Source organism: Streptomyces sp. NPDC024555, from assembly GCF_055559335.1.
Genome location: NZ_JBVHKV010000002.1, coordinates 575,649 through 597,054 on the forward strand (window position 1 = coordinate 575,649; position 21,406 = coordinate 597,054).

At 71.6% G+C, this 21,406-nt stretch carries 20 protein-coding genes and 2 tRNA genes; 11 read left to right on the top strand and 11 right to left on the bottom strand.

Annotated elements, in window-relative coordinates; genetic code table 11:
* Window positions 1–3: 3 nt before the first annotated feature.
* Both rsgA and ACZ4FH_RS05185 read left to right on the top strand, forming a co-directional pair.
* Window positions 4–1,020, top strand: coding sequence for a ribosome small subunit-dependent GTPase A (gene rsgA / locus ACZ4FH_RS05180; RefSeq protein ID WP_383634797.1), 1,017 nt, complete (start codon window positions 4–6; stop codon window positions 1,018–1,020).
* A gap of 121 nt (window positions 1,021–1,141) precedes the next feature.
* Complete coding sequence (locus ACZ4FH_RS05185) at window positions 1,142–1,465, top strand: DMT family transporter (RefSeq protein ID WP_383635420.1); 324 nt, start codon at window positions 1,142–1,144, stop codon at window positions 1,463–1,465.
* A 19-nt stretch (window positions 1,466–1,484) separates the two neighbouring features.
* On the opposite strand, the gene ACZ4FH_RS05190 is transcribed toward ACZ4FH_RS05185, so the two are convergent.
* Entirely contained in the window at window positions 1,485–2,099 is a 615-nt protein-coding gene (locus tag ACZ4FH_RS05190) for a TetR family transcriptional regulator (protein ID WP_467302339.1), read from the bottom strand.
* Between the two features lie 142 nt (window positions 2,100–2,241).
* Between ACZ4FH_RS05190 and hisN the strand changes: the two genes are divergently transcribed.
* Window positions 2,242–3,042 carry a histidinol-phosphatase gene (gene hisN, locus ACZ4FH_RS05195; protein WP_467302341.1) on the top strand — a complete coding sequence of 267 codons (801 nt, stop codon included), beginning with the start codon at window positions 2,242–2,244 and terminating at the stop codon, window positions 3,040–3,042.
* 185 nt (window positions 3,043–3,227) lie between these two features.
* On the top strand, window positions 3,228–3,629 hold the full coding sequence (locus ACZ4FH_RS05200) for a CBS domain-containing protein (protein ID WP_383634779.1): 402 nt from the start codon (window positions 3,228–3,230) through the stop codon (window positions 3,627–3,629).
* A gap of 12 nt (window positions 3,630–3,641) precedes the next feature.
* On the opposite strand, the gene ACZ4FH_RS05205 is transcribed toward ACZ4FH_RS05200, so the two are convergent.
* On the bottom strand, window positions 3,642–5,093 hold the full coding sequence (locus ACZ4FH_RS05205; RefSeq protein WP_467302343.1) for a catalase: 1,452 nt from the start codon (window positions 5,091–5,093) through the stop codon (window positions 3,642–3,644).
* A 178-nt stretch (window positions 5,094–5,271) separates the two neighbouring features.
* Between ACZ4FH_RS05205 and ACZ4FH_RS05210 the strand changes: the two genes are divergently transcribed.
* The 4 genes from ACZ4FH_RS05210 to ACZ4FH_RS05225 all read left to right on the top strand — a co-directional run bounded on the left by ACZ4FH_RS05210 (window position 5,272) and on the right by ACZ4FH_RS05225 (window position 8,745).
* Window positions 5,272–5,691: a Fur family transcriptional regulator gene (locus ACZ4FH_RS05210; protein ID WP_467302345.1), complete on the top strand. Its 420-nt coding sequence runs from the start codon at window positions 5,272–5,274 to the stop codon at window positions 5,689–5,691.
* Window positions 5,692–5,885: 194 nt separating this feature from the next.
* Window positions 5,886–6,701 (top strand): ABC transporter ATP-binding protein, encoded by an 816-nt coding sequence (locus tag ACZ4FH_RS05215; protein WP_467302347.1) that lies wholly within the window; start codon window positions 5,886–5,888, stop codon window positions 6,699–6,701.
* On the top strand, window positions 6,698–7,567 hold the full coding sequence (locus tag ACZ4FH_RS05220; RefSeq protein ID WP_467302349.1) for an ABC transporter permease: 870 nt from the start codon (window positions 6,698–6,700) through the stop codon (window positions 7,565–7,567). Before ACZ4FH_RS05215 ends, ACZ4FH_RS05220 begins: the two co-directional genes overlap by 4 nt.
* A 32-nt stretch (window positions 7,568–7,599) precedes the next feature.
* Entirely contained in the window at window positions 7,600–8,745 is a 1,146-nt protein-coding gene (locus ACZ4FH_RS05225) for an ABC transporter substrate-binding protein (RefSeq protein WP_467302351.1), read from the top strand.
* Between the two features lie 68 nt (window positions 8,746–8,813).
* Here the strand turns inward: ACZ4FH_RS05225 and ACZ4FH_RS05230 are convergent.
* The 4 genes from ACZ4FH_RS05230 to ACZ4FH_RS05245 form a co-directional block, all read right to left on the bottom strand.
* Window positions 8,814–8,887: transfer RNA gene (locus tag ACZ4FH_RS05230), tRNA-Met, on the bottom strand.
* 96 nt (window positions 8,888–8,983) lie between these two features.
* A complete protein-coding gene (locus ACZ4FH_RS05235) occupies window positions 8,984–11,032 on the bottom strand; it encodes a tetratricopeptide repeat protein (protein WP_467302353.1) in 2,049 nt (682 codons plus the stop codon).
* A 213-nt stretch (window positions 11,033–11,245) separates the two neighbouring features.
* Window positions 11,246–11,319 (bottom strand) — tRNA-Met (locus ACZ4FH_RS05240).
* Between the two features lie 51 nt (window positions 11,320–11,370).
* Window positions 11,371–14,304, bottom strand: coding sequence for a UPF0182 family membrane protein (locus tag ACZ4FH_RS05245; protein WP_467302451.1), 2,934 nt, complete (start codon window positions 14,302–14,304; stop codon window positions 11,371–11,373).
* Between the two features lie 127 nt (window positions 14,305–14,431).
* Between ACZ4FH_RS05245 and ACZ4FH_RS05250 the strand changes: the two genes are divergently transcribed.
* Window positions 14,432–15,001 (top strand): PPA1309 family protein, encoded by a 570-nt coding sequence (locus tag ACZ4FH_RS05250; protein WP_383634767.1) that lies wholly within the window; start codon window positions 14,432–14,434, stop codon window positions 14,999–15,001.
* Window positions 15,002–15,032: 31 nt separating this feature from the next.
* On the opposite strand, the gene ACZ4FH_RS05255 is transcribed toward ACZ4FH_RS05250, so the two are convergent.
* From ACZ4FH_RS05255 to ACZ4FH_RS05270, 4 genes are all read right to left on the bottom strand, one after another.
* Window positions 15,033–16,121, bottom strand: a complete 1,089-nt coding sequence (locus ACZ4FH_RS05255; RefSeq protein ID WP_467302355.1) for a YlbL family protein — start codon at window positions 16,119–16,121, stop codon at window positions 15,033–15,035.
* A 145-nt stretch (window positions 16,122–16,266) separates the two neighbouring features.
* Entirely contained in the window at window positions 16,267–16,455 is a 189-nt protein-coding gene (locus ACZ4FH_RS05260) for a hypothetical protein (protein ID WP_123523681.1), read from the bottom strand.
* Window positions 16,456–16,583: 128 nt separating this feature from the next.
* Window positions 16,584–17,045 carry a molybdenum cofactor biosynthesis protein MoaE gene (locus ACZ4FH_RS05265; RefSeq protein WP_467302358.1) on the bottom strand — a complete coding sequence of 154 codons (462 nt, stop codon included), beginning with the start codon at window positions 17,043–17,045 and terminating at the stop codon, window positions 16,584–16,586.
* A 136-nt stretch (window positions 17,046–17,181) separates the two neighbouring features.
* Window positions 17,182–18,336 carry an SDR family oxidoreductase gene (locus ACZ4FH_RS05270; protein ID WP_467302359.1) on the bottom strand — a complete coding sequence of 385 codons (1,155 nt, stop codon included), beginning with the start codon at window positions 18,334–18,336 and terminating at the stop codon, window positions 17,182–17,184.
* Window positions 18,337–18,526: 190 nt separating this feature from the next.
* Between ACZ4FH_RS05270 and ACZ4FH_RS05275 the strand changes: the two genes are divergently transcribed.
* Both ACZ4FH_RS05275 and ACZ4FH_RS05280 read left to right on the top strand, forming a co-directional pair.
* Entirely contained in the window at window positions 18,527–19,987 is a 1,461-nt protein-coding gene (locus ACZ4FH_RS05275; protein WP_467302361.1) for a zinc-dependent metalloprotease, read from the top strand.
* Window positions 19,984–20,532 carry an NUDIX hydrolase gene (locus tag ACZ4FH_RS05280; protein ID WP_467302362.1) on the top strand — a complete coding sequence of 183 codons (549 nt, stop codon included), beginning with the start codon at window positions 19,984–19,986 and terminating at the stop codon, window positions 20,530–20,532. Before ACZ4FH_RS05275 ends, ACZ4FH_RS05280 begins: the two co-directional genes overlap by 4 nt.
* A 105-nt stretch (window positions 20,533–20,637) precedes the next feature.
* Here ACZ4FH_RS05280 and ACZ4FH_RS05285 read toward each other — a convergent pair whose 3' ends face one another.
* A complete protein-coding gene (locus ACZ4FH_RS05285) occupies window positions 20,638–21,393 on the bottom strand; it encodes an AIM24 family protein (RefSeq protein ID WP_467302364.1) in 756 nt (251 codons plus the stop codon).
* Between the last annotated feature and the right edge of the window lie 13 nt (window positions 21,394–21,406).

Here is a 21,406-nt window from a genome sequence, read left to right on the forward strand (position 1 = left end):
GACATGCGCCGCTACGGCAAGAACCCCGACGAGGACGACGTCCGCGTCCGCCCCAACCGCAAGGGCAACCGGCCGCGGACGAACATCCGGCCCAAGCACGAGGACGCCGAGGACGGCATGGTCCTGACCGTGGACCGCGGGCGGCTCACCTGCCTGGTCGACGGCCGCACGGTCATGGCGATGAAGGCCCGCGAGCTCGGCCGCAAGGCCGCGGTCGTCGGCGACACCGTCTCCCTGGTCGGCGACCTCTCCGGCGACAAGGACACCCTGGCGCGGATCGTCCGGATCGGTGAGCGCCGCTCGGTGCTGCGCCGGACCGCGGACGACGACGACCCCTTCGAGCGCGTGGTCGTGGCCAACGCCGACCAGCTGGCCATCGTCACGGCGCTGGCCGATCCGGAACCCCGCCCGCGCATGATCGACCGCTGTCTGGTGGCGGCGTACGACGGCGGGCTCTCGCCGCTGCTCGTGCTGACCAAGTCCGATCTGGCCTCCCCGGAGAAGCTGCTGGAGGCGTACACCCCGCTGGGGGTGCCGTTCATCGTGACCAGCCGCGAGGAACTGGAGAACGGGGACGCCGCGGACCGGGTCCGCGAGCAGCTGAACGACCGGGTCACCGCCTTCGTCGGCCACTCCGGCGTCGGCAAGACCACCCTGGTCAACGCGCTCGTGCCGAAGGACAGACGGCGTACCACCGGGGTCGTCAACGCGGTCACCGGCCGGGGCCGGCACACCACCACCTCGGCGCTCGCCCTGCCGCTGCCGGACTACCGGGGCTGGGTGATCGACACCCCCGGCGTCCGGTCCTTCGGGCTGAACCACATCGACCCCTCGCGGGTCATCAACGCCTTCCCCGACCTCCAGCCCGGCGCCGAGGAGTGCCCGCGCGGCTGCACCCACGACAGCCGGCAACCGGAATGCGCACTGGACGCCTGGGTGGCGGCCGGGCACGCGGATCCGGCGCGGCTGGACTCGCTGCGGCGGCTGCTGGACACCCGGGAGCGGCGCGAGGGCGACTGAGCGGCTGCCCGGCGGGCGACGCGCGGTGACCGGCCGGGCGACGTTTGCGATCACCCGCGACCGGTAAGTGCATAATCACGCCCATGGCCCTGGGCGGCCACCGAGTGGGAGGGCACTGACGATGGCGTGGCTGCTGGTCGTGGTCGCGGGACTTCTGGAGACCGGCTTCGCCGTCTGCCTCAAGCTCTCGCACGGCTTCACCCGGCTCTGGCCGACCATCGCCTTCGCCGTGTTCGCCCTGGGCAGCTTCGGTCTGCTGACGCTCTCGCTGAAGAAGCTCGACGTGGGGCCCGCGTACGCGGTGTGGACCGGGATCGGCGCGGCGGGGACCGCGATCTACGGCATGATCTTCCTGAACGACGTGGTCTCCACGCTCAAACTGGTGTCGATCTCACTGGTCATCCTCGGGGTCATCGGGCTCCAGCTCTCCGGCTCCTCCCACTGATCCGTCCGCCGCGCCCCGCTCAGGCGGCCACGTCCGGCAGCCGGTCCACCACGTCCCGCACCAGCGGCATCCCGTCCCCCGGCAGCCCCGGGGGCGGAGGCACCAGGGCGTAGGAGAGGGCGAGACGCAGGGCCAGTTCGCAGGTCACGGCGGTGGCGGCCGGATCGCCTGCGGGGTGTCCGGCGGTGAGTACGGCGACGGCCCGGTCACGGACCCGGCCGAGGAGTTCGCCGGGGGTCGGGGGCCCCGCGCCGGTGCGGGGGCGGGCCTGGGGCGGCAGGTGCCGGGACAGGGCGGCGGGTCGCGGTAGGCGCGCGTCCCAGTGGCCGGTGAGCAGGGCCGCGACCAGGGCGTCGGCCCGGGTGGCGCGGACCGTCCAGGCGGCGAGGGCGGCCAGCCGGTCGCCGGGGGAGCCGGGGGACGCCAGGGCGCGTTCGGCTCCGGCGAGATAGCGGGTGGCGGCGCCCGCGACGAGGGCGGCGGCCAGTCCGTCCTTGCCGCCGAACTCGTTGTGGAGGGTCTGCCGGGAGACCCCGGCGGCGGCGGACACGTCGACCATGCGCACGGCGGGCCAGGGCCGGGCGGACAGCGCCGCGTGCGCGGCGTCCAGCAGTGCCTCCCGCGCCGTCGGCATCGTCGCCTCCCGGACCGCCATGCACCCGAAGCCCCAGGGGATCCTGGTTTCAGATTTGAGCGGGTCTCCGGTGCTGTCAAGGGTCCTCGCGGCCCTCCGGGGCCCTGTGGCTCGCCCCGGCGGCGGTGGATACTGTGACCGCATGCCCGATTACCACGATGATCTGCGCCTCGCCCACGTGCTGGCGGACGCCGCCGACGCCGCGACGATGGACCGGTTCAAGGCCCTGGACCTCAAGGTCGAGACCAAGCCGGACATGACGCCGGTGAGCGAGGCCGACAAGGCCGCCGAGGAGCTGATCCGCGGCCATCTCCAGCGGGCACGGCCGCGGGACGCGATCCTCGGCGAGGAGTACGGGATCGAGGGGACGGGTCCGCGCCGCTGGGTGATCGACCCGATCGACGGCACCAAGAACTATGTGCGCGGCGTTCCCGTCTGGGCGACGCTCATCTCCCTGATGGAGGCCGGGGAGCACGGCTTCCGGCCGGTGGTCGGCGTGGTGTCGGCCCCGGCGCTGAACCGGCGCTGGTGGGCGGCCAAGGGCGCGGGCGCGTTCACCGGCCGCAGTCTGACCTCGGCGAGCCGGATCCGGGTCTCCCAGGTGGAGCGGATCGCGGACGCCTCGTTCGCGTACTCCTCGCTGACCGGCTGGGAGGAGCAGGGCCGGCTCGACGGCTTCCTGGATCTGACGCGGGCCTGCTGGCGCACGCGCGGCTACGGCGACTTCTGGCCGTACATGATGGTCGCCGAGGGGTCGGTCGACATCTGCGCGGAGCCCGAGCTGTCGCTGTGGGACATGGCGGCCAACGCGATCATCGTGGAGGAGGCGGGCGGCCGGTTCACGAGTCTCGACGGCGTGGACGGCCCGCACGGCGGGAACGCGGCGGCCTCGAACGGGACGCTCCACCGCGAACTGCTGGGTTATCTGAACCAGCGCTACTGACGGAAGCGCCGCGCCCTCCCGGGCCGGAACGGCGTTCGAGGGGCGTGCCGCACCACCGCACGCCCCTCGAACGTCCCTCACCACCCCTTGTTGCCGCCCCGTATCGGTGCGACTCTGAGAGTCCCCCCACTTGTGAACTTGTGAATCGGCTCACGTGGCCGCTTCACGAAGGAGGTGGCTCCCCCATGCTCGTCCGAGACGCCATGAGCACGCTGGTCCTCACCATCGGCCCGGCCCACACCCTGCGCCACGCCGCCCGGCTGATGTCGGCGCGCCGGATCGGAGCCGCCGTGGTGCACGATCCCGACACCTGCGGCCTCGGCATCCTCACCGAGCGCGACATCCTCGACGCGGTCGGGTCGGGCCAGGACCCCGACACGGAGACCGCCTCCGCCCACACCACCACCGAGGTGGTCTTCGCCGCCCCCACCTGGACCCTGGAGGAGGCGGCCGAGGCCATGACGCACGGCGGCTTCCGGCATCTGATCGTGCTGGACGGCGACGGGCCGGTCGGCATCGTCTCGGTGCGCGACATCATCCGCTGCTGGACGCCGGCCCGGCGCCGTCCGGTGGAGCTGGCGGGCTGAGACCCGCTCCGGTCAGCCGCGCAGCTCGCGGACGGCGGCCTCCAGCCGCCTGCCGAAATCGGCGTCGGCCCGGCGGAAGTTGCCGATCGCGCGCTCGGCGATGTCGTCGCGCGAGACCTTGGCGATGAAGCCCGCGAGGTTGTCGATCAGCCGGGCCTTCTCGTCCTCGGAGTAGAGCCGGTAGAGGTTCCCGGCCTGGACGAAGTCGTCGTCCTCGGCGTGCGACGGGGCCTCGTGGGTGCCGGTGCCGCCCGTGACCGGGGTGGACTCCCACAGCGGGCGGCCGGTCTGGGCCGGTCCGCCGAAGCTGTTCGGTTCGTAGTTCTTCGCGCCGGCGTGACGGCCGTCGTAGAGATAGCCGTCCCGGCTGTTGGTCCGGGCCTCGGCGGCGTGCGGGCGGTTGACCGGCAGGTGGTCGGCGTTGATGCCGACGCGGTAGCGGTGCGCGTCGCCGTACGCGAAGAGACGGCCCTGGAGCATCTTGTCCGGGGACGGGCCGATGCCGGGCACGAAGTGCGCCGGGCTGAAGACCGACTGCTCGACCTCGGCGAAGACGTTCTCGGGGTTGCGGTTGAGCTCCAGCTTCCCGATCTCGATCGGCGGGTAGTCCGCGTGCGGCCACACCTTGGTGAGGTCGAACGGGTTGAAGCGGTACGCCGCCGCCTCGGCCGCCGGCATGATCTGGACCTGCACGGTCCAGGACGGGAAGTCGCCGCGCTCGATCGCCTCGCGCAGATCCCGCTGGTGGCTGTCCGGGTCCTCACCGGCGAGCTTGTTCGCCTCGTCCTGGGTGAGGTTCCTGATCCCCTGGTCGGTCTTGAAGTGGTACTTGACCCAGAAGACCTCACCGGCCTCGTTGTTCCACTGGTAGGTGTGCGAGCCGTAGCCGTTCATGTGGCGCAGCGTCGCCGGAATGCCCCGGTCGCCGAAGAGCCAGGTCACCTGGTGGGTCGACTCGGGCGAGAGCCCCCAGAAGTCCCAGACGTTGTCCGCCTCCTGGGAGCCGGTGTACGGGTCGCGCTTCTGGGTGTGGATGAAGTCGGGGAACTTGATGGCGTCCTTGATGAAGAACACCGGGGTGTTGTTGCCGACGAGGTCGTAGTTGCCGTCCTCGGTGTAGAACTTCAGCGCGAAGCCGCGCGGGTCGCGCACCGCGTCGGCGGATCCCAGGTTGCCCGCGACGGTGGAGAACCGCAGGAAGGTCTCGGTCTGCTTGCCGACCTCGGAGAGGAACCTCGCCCGGGTCCACCGGGAGACGTCGCGAGTCAGCGTGAACGTGCCGTACGCGCCGGCGCCGCGGGCGTGCACCACGCGCTCCGGTATGCGCTCCCGGTTGAAGTGGGCGAGCTTCTCCATCAGCGACTGGTCCTGGACGAGGACCGGGCCGCCGGCACCCGCGGTCTCGCTGTTCTGGTTGTCGGCCACCGGTGCGCCGGCCTCCGTGGTGAGCGGTCCCTGTGTCACGTGCGCCTCCTGCGTCGATCCCGCGCCCCACCCGTCTCCCGCGATGCGGTCGTGGCGTGCGCGGCCTGTCCCTGCCTTCTGCGAAATCGATCCTACATTGGACTAAGTCCAAGTCAATCTGGGGTCCAAAGTCACACCAGTTCAGAACCTGGTCCACACCACTGTTAGGCTGGTGCGCATGAGTGACCTCCTTGAGCGACTGCGCGGACGCGGCTGGCGCATGACGGCGCAGCGGCGCGTCGTGGCCGAGGTCCTCGACGGGGACCATGTGCACCTGACGGCCGACGAGGTCCACGCCCGCGCCGTCACCCGGCTGCCCGAGATCTCCCGCGCCACCGTCTACAACACGCTGGGCGAGATGGTGACCCTCGGCGAGGTCGTCGAGGTCACCACCGACCGCCGGGCCAAGCGCTACGACCCGAACGCCCACCGCCCCCACCATCACCTGGTGTGCGGCCGCTGCGGCGTGATCCGGGACGTGCACCCCGCCGGCGACCCGCTGGCCGACCTGCCGGACGGCGAGCGCTTCGGCTTCACCGTCTCCGGCGTCGAGGTGACATACCGGGGCATCTGCCCGAGCTGCGCCGCGACCGGCTGAACCACCCCGCTCACCGACGCCCCCGCCGGCCTCCCGGCGGGGGCGTCGCGCGTCCACCCGAACCTCGCACCTCCGGCGATCCGGCGATCCGGCGCGCACCCCCTTCCCGAATCTGACGGACCGTCATATCGTCGTCGGCGATCACGGCCGCCCCCGGGACGGCCGGGCACCTCGACCCGTACGAGGAGAGACCCGTGGGAGACCCGCACCCGAACCCACCCCCGTCAGCCGCGCCCACCACCGCCCCCAAGCTGCGCGCCCGCGCCCTGTCCCGCTCCTTCGGACGCGGCAGCCGCGCCCTCGCCGCCCTCGGCCCCGTCGACCTCGATGTCGCACCCGGCGAGTTCACCTGCCTCGTCGGCCCCTCCGGCTGCGGCAAGTCCACCCTGCTGAGAATCGCCGCCGGACTGCTGCGCCCCAGCGCCGGCGAGCTGTCGATCCGTACGGCCTCGCCGCGTCCGGCGGCGATGATCTTCCAGGACTACGGGATCCACGACTGGAAGACGGTCCTGGCCAATGTCCGCTTCGGCCTCGACATCCAGCGCGTGCCCCGCCGCGAGGCCGACGGCCGGGCCCGCGACTGGCTGGCCCGGCTGGGACTGGCCGACTTCGCCGACGCCTACCCGGCCGAACTCTCCGGAGGGATGCGCCAGCGGGTGGCGATCGCCCGCGCGCTCGCCGTGGAACCCGAACTGCTGCTGATGGACGAGCCCTTCGCCGCGCTCGACGCCCAACTGCGCACGATCCTCCAGGACGAACTGCTGGAACTCACCCAGACCACCCGCACCACCACGCTCTTCATCACCCACAGCCTGGAGGAGGCCCTGGTGCTCGGCGACCGCGTGCTGGTGATGTCCGCCCGGCCGGGGCGGATCATCGCCGAACGCCGGCCCCCGTTCGCCCGGCCGCGCACCGGCGCCGTCCGCTCCGCGCCCGAGTTCACCGCGCTCAAGAGCGAACTGTGGGAGCTGCTGCGCGGCGAGGTCACCACCGGGGCGGTGCGCGCATGAGCACCACGGTGAAGTCCGCCCCCGCCGACGAACAGCTCCTGGTCCGCCGCCCCGGCCCCCGGGAGCTGCATCCCGTACGCACCCACCGCAGGCGCCGCACCCTGGAGGTGGCGCTCGCCGTCGCCGTGCCGCTGGTGCTCGTCCTGCTCTGGCAGCTGGCCGCCGCCCGGTCCTGGATCGACGCGCGCGTCTACCCGGCGCCCTCCACCATCCTCGCGGACGGCTGGGACCGCGCGGCCGACGGCGAGCTGTGGCCCGATGTCCGGGCCACCCTCAAGCGCGTCCTCGGCGGCTACGCCGTCGGGACCGTCGCCGGCTACGCCCTCGGGCTGCTGATGGGCTCGCTCGCCCTGGTCAGAGCCGCCCTGGAACCGCTGCTCGACGCCCTCTACGTGGTCCCGAAGCTGGCCCTGCTGCCGGTGTTCCTCAATATGTTCGGCCTGGGCGAGGGGCCGCAGATCGCTCTGGTCGCCGCCACCGTCTTCTTCTTCGTCTGGATCTCGACGATGGCGGCCGTCCTCGCCGTCCCGTCCGGCCACCGGGACGCGGGGCAGGTGTTCGGCGCCTCGCCCTGGCAGATGTTCCGGCACATCCTGCTGCCCGCCTCGCTCCCGGCCGTCCTGGTCGGCGCCCGTATCGCCGCCGGGGTCGCGGTCCTCGTCATCGTCGCCTCCGAGCAGATCGCGGCGGCCGACGGGCTGGGGCACCTGATCTTCGACTCGCGCGCCCTGTTCCGCAACGACGTGATGTTCGTCGGCATCGTCTGCGTCGCCGTGCTCGGCGTCGTCTTCTCCGAAGTGGTGCGGATCGCGGGCCGGGTGCTCACCCCGTGGGCCCCGCGCGACCGCGGCCGCGGCCAGTCGTGAACGGCTCCACCCGCTCCCCGTACGGAGGCACTGTGCGCATACGTCCTTCCCTCGCCCGCACCGCGCTGCTCGTCGCGGTCTCCCTGCTCGGCGCGGCCGCCTGCGCCGCGAACGACCCCGCGGACGGTGCCGCCCCGGCCGCGTCGCCCCGCACCGTGACGCCCGTGGCCGGCTGCTCCGCCACCGGCTGGACCGATCCCGCCGACCTCTCCCCCACCCGGGCGCCGGCCCGCTGCGAGAAGGGCGCGCCCGCCGCCCGGCCGCTGGCGGGGAAGCGGAAGATCACCGTGGCCACCGGCACGTTGAGCGCCGAGTACGTGGCACCCCTCCAGGTCGCCGTCGCCAAGGGCGAGTTCGCCGCGGAGGGGCTGGACGTCGAGCTGAAGGTGCTGCCCACCCCGGACGCCCTGCCCCTGCTCGCCAAGGGCGATGTGGACGCCCAGTGGGCCGCCCCCGAGGCCGCCGTGATGAACGGCATCAACGGCGGCTTCGCGATCGCCTGGGTCGCCGGCAACTTCTCCCCCGACCCGGGCTCCAGGAGCGGACTGTGGGTGCGCCTCAAGGACGGCGAGAGCGCCGAGCACGTGGACATGGCGGGGCGGAAGCTCGGCACGATGATCGGCAAGGGCTCCGTGATCGCGTACGCCATGGACACCTCGCTCAAGAAGCACGGCGGCGGACTGGACCGGATCAGCTTCCAGCAGCTGGGCTCCGCCGATGTGCTCACCGCACTGCGCAACGGCGGGGTGGACTCGGCCTGGCTGCTCGACCCGGTCTGGCGGAAGGTCGACGGCGACAAGCGGTACGCCTTCCTCGGCGGCCAGCCGCTCGGCGAACCGCTGGGCGGTCTGCTGTTCGGCCCGAACCTCCTGCACAAGGACCCGGACGCCGGCGTCGCCTTCCTCCGCGCCTACATCCGCACGGTGAACACCTACTTCGCCGGTGACTACAAATCCAGCCCTGCCTTCGTCACCGAACTGGCCCGGCTGATGAAGATCGACGAGGCCACCCTGAAGTCCACCCCGTCCCTGCGGATGGACTGGGAGATCCGCAAGGGGACGACGGACCGGCTCCAGCGGGCGTACGCCGACGCGGGCGTCTCCGAGGGCGCGCCCGTACCGGAGGACAGGGCCGTGAACCGGTCCCTGTACGAGGAGGCGGTCGGCCACCGGCCCTGACCGGCTGCCGGCACGCGGACACGCACAGAGGGCCGGGTCCTTTTCAGGACCCGGCCCTCTGTCTTCAGTAGCGGGGACAGGATTTGAACCTGCGACCTCTGGGTTATGAGCCCAGCGAGCTACCGAGCTGCTCCACCCCGCGTCGGTGAACCCAACAGTACGTGACGCCCCGGACCAGCGCAAATTCATTGAGGCGGGCCGGTCCGGGGCCCGCCCGGGGGCGGGTCCCGGACCGGGCCTACGCGGTCAGCTCCTGGTGCAGCGCCTCGCGCAGCCGTGCCGCGCGCTCGGCGACCTCGGCCGGGCCCAGCTCGACGGCGCGCGCGCACCACCGCTGCCCCTCGGCCAGTTCGCCCCGCCGCGCGGCCAGCAGGGCCAGCCTCAGCGCCGCCCGGCCGTGGCCGTCGGCGGCGGCCCGGCTCCACCAGAGCGCGGCCTCGCGCTCGCTGCCCTCGCGGGCGAGGAGCAGTCCGAGGTTGAAGGCCCCGTTGCGGCTGCCCGCCTCGGCGGCCTCCCGGTACCAGCGGCCGGCGCTCTCCACGTCCCCGCGCGCGGCGGCGAGCATGCCGACGCGGACCTGGGCGCGGCGGTGCCCCTGCTCGGCCGCGCGCTCGTACCACTCCTCGCACTCGCTCTTCTGCGGCATCGGCTCCCCGAGGGCGGGCGGGCCGGGCGGGGGCTGCCGGGCGTCGAGCAGCCCGGCCAGCCGGAAGGCGGCCTCGGCGCTGCCGCCCCCGGCCGCGCAGCGCAGATGGCGCTCGGCCTCGCGCTCCTCGCCGTGGTGCAGCAGGGCCATGCCGACCTGGAGCGCGGCCTCGGTGTGCCCGGCCGCGGCGGCACGCTCGTACCAGAGCAGGGCCGTACGGTCCTCGTCGCGTCCGGCGTGCAGGATGCCGAGGTTGAAGGCGGCGTCGACGCTGCCCGCCTCGGCCGCCTTGGAGAACCAGGGTTCGGCCCCGGTCGCGTCCCCGGCCTGGAGCAGGAGCACGGCCAGCGCGTTGGCGGCCTCGCGGTGCCCGGCGTACGCGGCCTGGCGGTACCACTGCTCGGCCTGGGGCGTACGGTCCTGGGCGGCGCAGAGCAGGCCGAGGTTGTACGCGCCGTTGACGTCTCCGGCGTCCATCGCCGCGCGGTACCAGCGCTCGGCGGTCTGCTGTTCGCCGCGGGCCGCGTGCAGCGCGCCGAGGGCGTTGGCGGCGTTGCCGTCGCCGTCCTGGGCGGCGCGCAGCCACCACACGGCGGCGCTCTCGGTGTCTCCCGCGTCCCGCAGCAGGAAGGCCAGCGCGCAGGCGGCACGGGCCTCCCCGGCCTTGGCGGCCATCAGGTACCAGCGGCCGGCCTCCTTGGGCTCGGCGCGCTGTTCGAGGATGGCGCCCAGATGCAGGGCGGCACGGCGGTGGCCCCGCGCGGCGGCCTGCCGGTACCACTGCTCGGCCTCCCCCACGCGACCCGCGTCGGGCCCGGCGACCGGGCCGTCGTCGCGGCGCGCGGCGGAGCGCTCGCGGCCGCCGCGCGGTCCGAGACCGGGGCCGAAGGCGTCGTCGGTGGCTCCGCGCTCCAGCAGCCGGGCGAGCCGGTAGGCGGCCTCGCGGTGGCCCTGCTCGGCGGCGGCGCGCAGCCAGCGCTCCGCGCCCACGTCGCTCCGGTGTTCCAGCAGGTCGGCGAGGGCGTACGCCCCGAGCGCGTGGCCCTGCTCGGCGGACTGGCGCAGCCAGTACTCGGCGGCCGGTTCGTCCCCGCGTTCGCGGTAGTGGCGGCCCAGCGCGTGCGCGGCGGCGGCGGAACCGGCGACGGCGGCGATCCGCCACCAGCCGGCCGCCTCGTCCGGATAGCCGCGCTGGTGCAGCAGGACGCCCAGGTTGTTGGCGGCGGCGCGGTCGCCGTCGGCGGTGGCCGCGCGCAGATAGGGCTCGGCGCCGCTCAGGTCCCCGCGGCGCAGCAGCAACGCGCCGAGCACGCTCATGGACGTGGTGTCCCCGGCGTCGGCTGCACGGCGGTGGCGCGCCTCGTTCTCGGCGCTGTCCTCGGTCGCCTCGCTGTCCGCGCGGTCGGCGTCCTCCACGGCGTCGGCGGTCGGGGCGGTGGTGGCACTCTCTGTGGTCGCGGCACTCTCCGCGGTCTCGGCGGTCTCGGTGCGGTCGTCGGTCTCGGAGGCTTCGATGTGGTCGTTGTACTGCGTGGCGGCAGCGGCAAACCGCGCATCCGCCACTTTTTCCGCCGGATGGACGTGCTTTTGCACAAACCGCCCTGTCTCCAACAGAGTTGCCCTGTCCCCCATAAATACCATCGTCCCACCACCTGCAACCCGCGTACACCTGGTATAGCGCGGCGTGTGAGGTCACTTCAGCGTTTTGTCGACATGCCCACAGGGAGACAAGTCAAACACGCTCGTGCCCAACTGGCGTCACATGAACCGCACTTCACGCAGACTGCACAGAAAAGTCACCACGACATGACGAAGGCCCGGATCCCCTGGAGGATCCGGGCCTTCGTCATTCAGTAGCGGGGACAGGATTTGAACCTGCGACCTCTGGGTTATGAGCCCAGCGAGCTACCGAGCTGCTCCACCCCGCGTCGTTGTGTTCAAACCGTATCACGACGCGGAGGTGGAGCCTTACCGGGTTTTCAGCCGCCGCTGTCGGCGCTCGCCGAGGCAGCCGGCTTCTTCGGCGTGTCCGCGGCCCCCTGCGCACCGGCCTTGGGCTGCGCGGCGGCCGCCCTCTGCAGTGCGTCCTGGAGGTCGTCCTGGGCCTTGCCGTAGGCCGCCCAGTCCTGCTTCTTCAGGGCCGCCTCGCCCTCGGAGTAGGCCTTCTGCGCGTCGGCGATGGCCTTCTTCAGAGCGGTGTCCCCGGTGGCCGGGGGCTGCGTGGTGTCACTCGGCGGCCGCGTGGTGTCACCCGGCGGCTCGCCCGTGTCGGAGCCCTCCACCCCGAAGACCGCGTTCAGCGCCTCCCCGAGGCTGTTCTCGAAGACGATCTTCGAACCGTAGGAGGCGGCCACCTTGCGCAGCAGCGGGTAGTTCTGCGTGCCACCGCGCGTGTACACCGGCTCGATGTACAGGAAGCCCCCTTCGAGCGGCACCGTGAGCAGGTTGCCGTACTCGATGTCGGAGTCGGTGCCCTTCAGGTTCCTCACGAACTCGGCGACGTCGTCGTTGCCGTTGAGCTCACTCTGTACCTGGCCGGGCCCCTTCACCGTGGAGGTGACTCTGAGCAGTCTGATCGTGCCGTAGTCCTTGCTGGCGGCATCCGCGTCCACCGCCATGAACGCCCCCAGGTCGGGCCGCCCCTTCGGGGTGAACGTCGTCGTCAGCGAGAACTTCTGGTCCGTCTGGTCCGGCATCTTGATGCTCAGGTAGTACGGCGGAACGGAGCCCGACTCCTTGTTGGTCGGGTCGTCCGGCACCTGCCAGGCGTCACTGCCGCTGTAGAACTGCGCGGGGCTGGTGACGTGGTAGCGGGTGAGCAGTTCGCGCTGCACCTTGAACAGGTCCTGCGGGTAGCGCAGGTGGTCCATGAGGTCCTGCGGAATGTCCGCCTTGGGCTTCACGGTGCCCGGGAAGGCCTTGCGCCAGGTCTTGAGGACCGGGTCCTCTGTGTCCCACTCGTAGAGCGTGACCTTGCCGTCGTACGCGTCGACGGTGGCCTTCACCGAGTTGCGGATGTAGTTGACCTGGTTCTGCTGGGCGACGACCGCGCGCTGGTTGGTGGTCAGCGAGTCGGCCGTGGTGTCGCCGAGCGTGGTGCGCGAGGCGTACGGGTAGCCGTTGGTCGTGGTGTAGGCGTCGACCACCCACTGGATGCGGTGGTTCACCACGGCCGGGTAGGCGTCGCCGTCGATGGTCAGCCACGGGGCGACCGCCTCGACGCGCTCCTTGGGCGTGCGGTTGTAGAGGATCCGCGAACCGTCGCCGATGGCTCCCGAGTACAGGATCTGCGGCTCGCTGAAGGCCACCGCGTAGGCGGCGCGGTTGAACGCGTTGGAGAGGCTGACGCCGCTCTTGCCCTGGTAGCTGGTGGTCTTCTCGCCGTCGTCCTCGTAGTCGAGCTCCTTCTGGGGCCCGCCGACGATGGAGTACTGCTCGGTCTTCTCGCCGTAGTAGATCTCCTGCTGGTACTCGCCCAGCTCACCGGTGGTCGGCAGACCGGACTCGGTGAAGTCGGGCGAACCCGTCGGGTTCTTGCCCGTGGAGGTGCCCTTGGCGGCGATGGCGCCGTAGCCGTGGGTGTAGGTGAAGTGGTCGTTGATCCAGTTGCGCTTGGGGATGCCCTGGAGGTTGAGCTCGCGCAGACCGATGACCGTGTCCTGCTCCCGGCCGTTCTCGTCCTTGTACCGGTCGACGTCCAGCGTCTTGGGGAACTGGTAGTAGTTCCTCTTCTGCTGGAGCTGCTGGAAGGCCGGGGAGACGACGTTCGGGTCCATGACCCGGTAGCTGGCGGCGCTGTCCGCGCTCGCGCGGAGCTTCGCCTCGTCGTCGGTGGTGGACTTGCCGGAGTAGTCCGTGACCTTCGCGTCGTCGATGGCGTACGCCTGGCGCGTGGCCTCGATGTTCTTCCGGATGAACGGGGCTTCCTTGGCCTGCTCGTTCGGCTGGACCTGGAACTTCTGGACGATCGCCGGGTAGAGCCCGCCGATCAGGATCGCGGACAGGACCATCAGTCCGAAGCCGATCACCGGAAGCTGCCAGGTGCGGCGCCAGAGCGTCGCGAAGAACAGCACCGCGCAGATCGCCGCGATGCAGAACAGGATCGTCTTCGCCGGCAGGTACGCGTTGGCGTCGACGTAGCGCAGACCCGTCCAGTTGTCCGTGGCCTTGAAGTCACTGGACTTCACGGCCAGGCCGTAGCGGTCGAGCCAGTAGGCCACCGCCTTCAGCGAGACGAAGATCCCGAGCAGCACCGAGAGGTGGCCGGTGGCCGCTCCCGTGGCCCGCGCGCCGGGGCTGGTGATGCGCAGCCCGCCGTACAGGTAGTGGGTCAGCGCGGCGGCGATCAGCGAGAGCACCGTGGCCGCGAAGCCGAAGCCGAGCAGGAAGCGGTACCAGGGCAGATCGAAGGCGTAGAAGGAGACGTCCAGGTGGAACTGGGGGTCCTTCTGGCCGAACGACACGCCGTTCACGTACAGCAGCCATGTGCGCCACTGGCCGGAGGCGGAGGCTCCGGCGATCAGACCGACGAGCGCGGTGATCGCGAGCAGCACCCACTTCTTGTACGGGGCGAGCGTCATCCGGTAGCGGTCCAGGCTCTGCTGCTCCAGGGACATCGCGCTCAGCGGCGGCCGGAGCCGGTGCGCCAGCCAGATGTTCACGCCGATGGCCAGCGCCATCAGGAGTCCGAAGACGAGGAACAGCCCGATCTTGGTCCACAGGGTGGTGGTGAAGACGGACGAATACGCGACCGACCTGTACCAGAGCCAGTCCGTCCAGAACCCGGCGAACATGACGAACGCCATGGCGAGAATCGCCAGGACGCCCAGTGTCATGAGCAGGGTTCGGGCGCGCCGGGACGGGCGGCCGACTCTGATCCGTGGCCCGGTCGGGCCTCCGCCGCGGTCCGGCATCTGGAAAGCCAACGTGCGCACCTCGAAGTTCGCGGTCGTGTGGAGCGGGCCCAGCGATCGTAGAGCCCACCTATGCAACTTACTGACGCTTTACCTAGTTCCCGTTCCCGGGGCGGAAGGAGGCAGGATGTTGCCCATGTCCAACGTTTCCCCCTCGGGCCCCCCGATGGCAGCCAGTCCGCTGACCGTCGCCGTGCTCGAAATCGACGAGTACATCTCCACGCTCGGCTGGGACCAGCCCGCCCGGCTGTTCGCCCTGGTCGACACCGCTCAGCTGCGGGTCCAGGAGCCGGGCCTGGCCGCCCAGCTCGGGCTCGACGGCGATACGACGAACGCTTCGGCCCTCACCCCCATCGAGCAGGAGGAGCTGCCCGCCGGTACGGCGCTGGACGAGTTCCTCGCCACGATCGCCTGGCCGGACGCGGTCGTCGGCTGTGCGATGACGGTGGAGCGGCTGATGCTGCCGCCGTCCGCCGAGGCCTCCGTGCCGGACGACCTCGACGATGCCCGGCTGACCGCGTGGGTGGCCCGCCATCCGGACCGTCAGGAGGTCCGGATGACCGTGGCGGTGCTCCGCGACGGCGCCCGTGAGTCGGCGGTGCGGCTGCGCGAGAAGGACTCGCCGAACGAGGTGCTGACCGGCGCGGGCCTGGTCCCGGGGCTGGCCGAGGCACTGGCCGCCACCTTCGAGTCCTGACCCGTCCCGTCCCCGCCGCGCGGGGGCGCGGTCAGCCCGCCGAGCAGCTCGGCAGGCCGTCCGTGTCCCCGGTGCGGATCAGGTCCAGCGACTTCTTGGCGTCGTCGATGGTCTTGACCTTGACCAGGGTGAGCCCGTCGGGGGTGTCGGAGGCGGCCGCCTCGCAGTTCGCGTCGGGGGTCAGGAAGTAGCGGGCGCCCGCGTTCCGCGCGCCGACGAGCTTCATGTTGATCCCGCCGATCGGGCCGACCTTGCCCTTGTCGTCGATCGTGCCGGTGCCGGCGACGAACTTGCCGCCGGTCAGCTGTCCCGGGGTCAGCTTGTCGACGATCCCGAGGGAGAACATCAGGCCGGCGCTGGGGCCGCCGACGTCGGCGAGCTTGATGTCGATCTTGAACGGGAAGGTGTGGTCGGTCCCCGCCTGGATGCCGACGATCGCCCGGTTCTCCTTGGGGGCCTTCTCCGTGGTGATGACGACCTTCTCGGTGCCCTCGGGCTCCTTGCCGGCCTTCTCGGCCGCCGCCGCGGTCTTGGCCGGGACGATGGTGAAGGTGACGTCCTGACCGGGCCGGTGGCGGGTGACGAGCTTGGCCACGTCCTCGGGCTGCTCGACGGCCGTGCCGTCGACGTTCCTGATCACATCGCCCGCGTGCAGTCTGCCCTGCGCGGGGCTGTCCTTGATGACGCTGGAGACCACGACCCGGGACTTCACCGGGATGCCGAGTTCGGTGAGGGCCGCGACCTTGGCGCTCTCCTGGGACTGGCTGAACTCCTCGGCGTTCTCCTGCGTCGACTGCTCCTCGGTCTTGCCGTTCGGGTAGAGCGTGTCGTGCGGGACCACGACGCTGTCGTGGGCCAGCCATCCGTAGACGGCCTCGACGAGGTTCATGTGGTAGTCGGCGCCCGTGACCCTGACCGTCGTCATGTTGAGGTTGCCGGAGGTCTCGTAGGTCTTGTGGCCGGTGATCTGCAGCACGGGCTCACCGTCGACGTCGCCGAGCGTGTTCACGGTCGGTCCGGGGGACATCTCCGAGTACGGAACCTTGATCAGCACGCCCGCACAGAGGAGCGCGATGAGGATCAGGGTGGAGGCGAGCATCGTCGCGGTGCGGCGTGGCATGGAACGACAGTACGGGAAGGGCCCGCCCGTGCACCGTCGGGGCCGGTCCGTACGGGAGCGGCGGCCGCGGCCGGCGAGGGCGCGGTACTGCCGCGGCGGCGGACGACGGATCGCGGATTGGCGACTGCGTACGCCGGGAATGGCGTCAGACGTTCGATATCTGCTCGACAGGCTCGGAACCGGAGTGCGACTTCTCCATCGCCTCGCGGAACCGGGCATAACCGGCGAGTTCGGTGACATCGCCGGTCGTACGATTACGGGCAGCCCAGCTTCCCCATATCGCGGCACCGAACGCAGCGAAAAGCGGAATCAACAACCAGGCGAGTGCTGCCATCACGACCTCCCTACCCCATGAGCGACCGCAACTGAACGATCAGCAGATTAACCATCTGCAGGACCAACGCTCACGGCAGGGGGTCGGTTACGCAAATCGGGGTGGCCGCCGCCCCGCACGGCCGGCGCTCAGCAGGCGCCGACCCACTCCTCGGTGCCGTCCGAGAAGCGCTGGTGCTTCCAGATGGGGACCTCGTGCTTGAGGTCGTCGATGAGTCTGCGGCAGGCCTCGAAGGCCTCCGCGCGGTGCGGGCAGGAGACCGCCACGACGACCGCGAGATCGCCCACCGCCAGTTCACCCACCCGGTGGACCGCGGCCATCGCCCGGACCGGGAAGTCGGCGGCGACCTTCTCCGCCACCCGGCGCATCTCGTCCTGGGCCGAGGGGTGGCACGAATAGCCCAGCGCCCCGACGTCCTGGCCGCCGTCGTGATTGCGCACGGTGCCGACGAAGAGCGCGATGCCGCCGGCGGCGTCGTCCCCGACGGCCCGGAAGACCTCGTCGACGGAGAGCGGGGTGTCGCGGATCTCCAGCAGCCGGATCGGGTCCTGTGCCGCGTGCTCGCCGGGATGGTCATGCGTGGGTGCCATGGAGTCCATCGTGCCGTACGGCTCGGACAACGCGGAATAGCGCTTTCGCCCGGCGGGCCGCCCTCCGCCTTGGAGCCTTCTACAGCTCCCGCGGAGGGCCCCGGCCGCTCGCGGCTCCCCCTGCGGGGACCGCGCCTCAGATGCGCCGGCGGGCCTTGCGGGCGCGGCGCACCAGGGCCGCGGTGCCGAGCAGGGCCACGGTCGCCCCGGCCGCCCCGGCCGCGGTGGCGTCCTTGCGGCCGAGACGGCGGCCGGCGACGGTGTGGCGGCCCTCGACCTCTTCGAGGAGCGCGGCCAGCACCTCCTCGTTCGTCCAGGCCGGGCGCCAGCCCACGTCGTGCAGCCTGCTGACGCTGACCACCCAGGGATGCATGGTGTAGGCGAGGTCGCCCGCCGGGGACGGGGTCAGACCGATCCGGTGCAGCCGGGCGGCCGCGCCCAGCGCGACGGCGGAGGGCAGCTCCATGCGGCGGACGCCGCTGATCTCCTCGACCTCCTCCTGTTCGAGCCAGCCGTCGCAGCCCACGGCGAACTCCCCGTCGATCTTCTCCAGGGCGGCGTACTCCAGGGCCGTGACCAGATCGTCCACGTGGCAGAACTGCCAGGTGGGACGCGATCCGGCGACGACCAGGAGGCGCGGGGACTCGAAGTAGCGGGTCAGCGCCGTGTCCGTGCCGCCGACCAGGACGGTGGGGCGGACCACGGTGACCTGGAGGCCGGGGTGGGCGCGGGGGGCGCGGCGGCCGAGCCGTTCGATCTCCAGCAGGTCGCCGACGCCGGTCGCCTCGGCGGTGGCCCGCAGCTCGGCGTCCTCGGCGAGGGGCACGTCGTTGTCGGGCAGGGCCCCGTAGACCATCGCCGAGGTGCACAGCACGACGCGGTGGACACCGGCGGCGGCCGCCGCCGTCAGCACGGTCTGGGTGCCGCGCACGTTGTAGGCGGTGCGGGCGGCGGGGTCGGTCTCCAGGTCCAGATCGAGCGCCAGGTGCACGACGACGTCGGCGCCGCGCAGCTTCTCCGCGATGGCGGGGTCGCGCACGTCGAGGATGTGCCAGGTCGCGTCGGAGACCTCGCCGCGCCGCTCGTCGATGGCGACGACCTGCTTGATCTCCTCGCAGGCCGCGAGGCGGGCGGTGAGCAGCTCACCGACGCCCGTCGCGGCTCCGGTGACGGCCACGACCGGACCGCGGCTTCTGGAGCGGTGGGGGGCGGACTTCTTCTCGGGCTCGTCCTCGTAGGGGGAAGCGGGCAGGTTTCGCGCTGCGCGAACCTGTGGATCTGGGGAACTCACCGGGCGTCTCCAGCGGTTGTCTTCAGTACGTACCCGAAGGACGCGTGCGTACCAGGTGGCGTCCATCCTGCCGCAGCCCGGGAGCAGGCGGAGCACTGAGGCCCCGAGCGGACTTGGTGTCTACGCTGGATGGTGATGTCGGGCAGTCGCCGTCGGTGAGAACCGACGGCCCTACGAGCCGAGGAAACCCGTGAGTGACACCCCATTCGGATTCGGCCTTCCGCCGGAGGAGCCGGACGACGGCGACAAGGGCAAGAAGAACGACCCCACCGGAGGTGGGCAGGGTTCGGGCGGTCCGGCGAACCCGTTCGGTTTCGGTCCCGGCACGGGCGGTGACAACCCCTTCGCCGCCATGTTCGGCTCGATGAATCCGAACGACCTGGGCGCGGCCTTCCAGCAGCTCGGCCAGATGCTGAGCTACGAGGGCGGTCCCGTGAACTGGGACATGGCCAAGCAGATCGCGCGCCAGACGGTCTCCCAGGGCACCTCCGACGGCACCAAGGACGCGAGCGTCGGCCCGTCGGAGCGTGCCTCCGTCGACGAGGCGCTGCGGCTGGCCGATCTCTGGCTGGACGGGGTCACCTCGATGCCCTCCGGCGCGGTGTCGACGGTGGCGTGGAGCCGTGCGGAGTGGGTGGAGGCGTCCCTGCCCGCGTGGCAGAAGCTCGTCGACCCGGTCGCCGAGCGGGTCGGCCTCGCCATGGGCGATGTGCTGCCCGAGGAGATGCAGGCGATGGCGGGGCCGCTGATCGGCATGATGCGCTCGATGGGCGGGGCCATGTTCGGTCAGCAGATCGGGCAGGCCGTCGGCGTGCTGGCGGGCGAGGTGGTCGGTTCGACGGACATCGGGCTGCCGCTCGGCCCGGCCGGCAAGGCCGCACTGCTTCCGCTGAACGTCGAGCGCTTCGGCAAGGACCTGAGCGTGCCGCAGGACGAGGTGCGGCTGTACCTGGCCCTGCGCGAGGCGGCCCATCAGCGGCTCTTCGCCCATGTGCCGTGGCTGCGCTCGCACCTGTTCGGTGCGGTCGAGGGGTACGCGCGCGGCATCAAGGTCGACACGAGCAAGCTGGAGGACGTGGTCGGCCAGTTCGACCCCTCGCAGCCGGAGCAGCTGCAGGAGGCCCTCCAGCAGGGCATGTTCCAGCCGGAGGACACCCCCGAGCAGAAGGCCGCGCTGGCCCGTCTGGAGACGGCGCTCGCGCTGGTCGAGGGCTGGGTGGACGCGGTGGTGCACGAGGCCGCGAAGTCCCGGCTGACCTCGGCGGACGCGCTGCGCGAGACGATGCGCAGGCGTCGTGCCTCCGGCGGTCCCGCCGAGCAGACCTTCGCCACGCTGATCGGCCTCCAGCTGCGGCCGAGGCGGCTGCGGGACGCCTCGCGGCTCTGGGCCTCGCTCACGGACGCGCGCGGGCTCGACGGGCGCGACGCGCTGTGGGAGCACCCCGACATGCTGCCCACCGCCCACGACCTGGACGATCCGGACGGCTTCGTCCACCACGAGCAGATGGACTTCTCCGAGCTGGACAAGATGCTCGGCGAGGCGGCGAGCGGATCGGGCGGGACCGCGGCCGGTTCCCCCGAGGACGCCCCCGGCCCGGACGAGGCCGGCGGCGAGGACCACGGCAAGGGCAAGGACGACACCGACAAGTGAGCCTGTACGACGAAGCCGTCCTCGTGCTGAAGGGGTACGGGACCGGGGCGGACGCCGCCCAGGAGGAGCTGCGCCTGGCCTATCTGGACCATCTGGCGCGCCATCCCGACGGCATGTGGAAGGCCTGCGGGGCCGGGCATCTGACGGCCAGCGCCCTGGTCGTCGACCCGGAGCGCGGCAAGGTGCTGCTCACGCTGCACCGGAAGCTGAGGATGTGGCTGCAGATGGGCGGCCACTGCGAGCCCGGTGACACCACGCCGGCCGCGGCGGCGCTGCGGGAGGCCTCGGAGGAGTCCGGTATCCCGGGGCTGACCCTGCTCGACGGCGGTCCGGTGGTCCTGGACCGCCATCCGATCCCGGCACCGTGCCACTGGCATCTGGACGTGCAGTACGCGGCGCTGGCGCCGTCGGGTGCGACCGAGCGGATCAGTGACGAGTCCCTGGACCTGCGCTGGTTCGGCTACGACGAGGTCGCCGCCGTCGCGGACGCCTCGGTGGTCCGGCTCGTGGAACGGACGCGTGCGCTGCTGGACGGCGCCCGGTAGGACGGGCACCTCGGACACGGGTAAGGGGCGGTCTCCTGGGAGACCGCCCCTTACCCGTCCACCGCCGTGCGCCCGGCTCACCCGTCGCACACGGGGGCGGGTGGCTCAGTTCCAGGCGTTGCCCTGGTTCTGCGCGTGGACGCCCTGCTGGCCCATGCCGTACTGGGCGCGCAGGCCCTGTCCGATCTGGGCGCTCTGCGGAGGCAGCACCTCGCTCGGCTGCACCAGGGCGTAGCCCTGTCCGAGGAAGCTGAGCTCCCAGCCCTCGCCCGTGTTGCCGCGGCGGCGGAACACGCCCGAGGAGTGCGTCTGGGCCTGCATCTGCACCCGCAGCGAGCTGGACCAGGCGACGATCGCGTCGGCGTCGGCGTTGACGTACTTGTCCGGTGTCACCTGCATCATCAGCGGCTGGCCGGAGGTCATCAGCGCGACCTTGCCGGTGCCGGAGATGTTGAGCTGGTACTTGCCGGTGCCGGAGATGCCGTACTGGCTGTCCACGGCGATGACCTCGAAGTGCAGCGACGAGTCGAGCGCGAGGACGTAGGCGCTGTCGACGGTCAGACCGTCGTGGTCGACGTCCACCACGTGGACGTGCTGCGCGAGGTTGGCGAAGAAGACGGTGCCCTGGCCGGAGCAGCGCATCAGGTCCAGGCCCTCACCGGTGCTCGCGCGGGCGCGGCGCTGGCCGTGCGACTGGTACTCGCCGTCGAACTCCATCAGCCCCTGGTAGGCGACCATGGCCCCCTTGCGGGCGAGGACGTCGTCCTGGCCGGTGAGCGCGACCCTGAGGAGCTGCGGGTTCTGAACGGTGTACCGCTCCTGGGACTGCTGTTCCGTGTAGCCGAAAAGCGAACTCTGCATGGTGGTGTTCTCC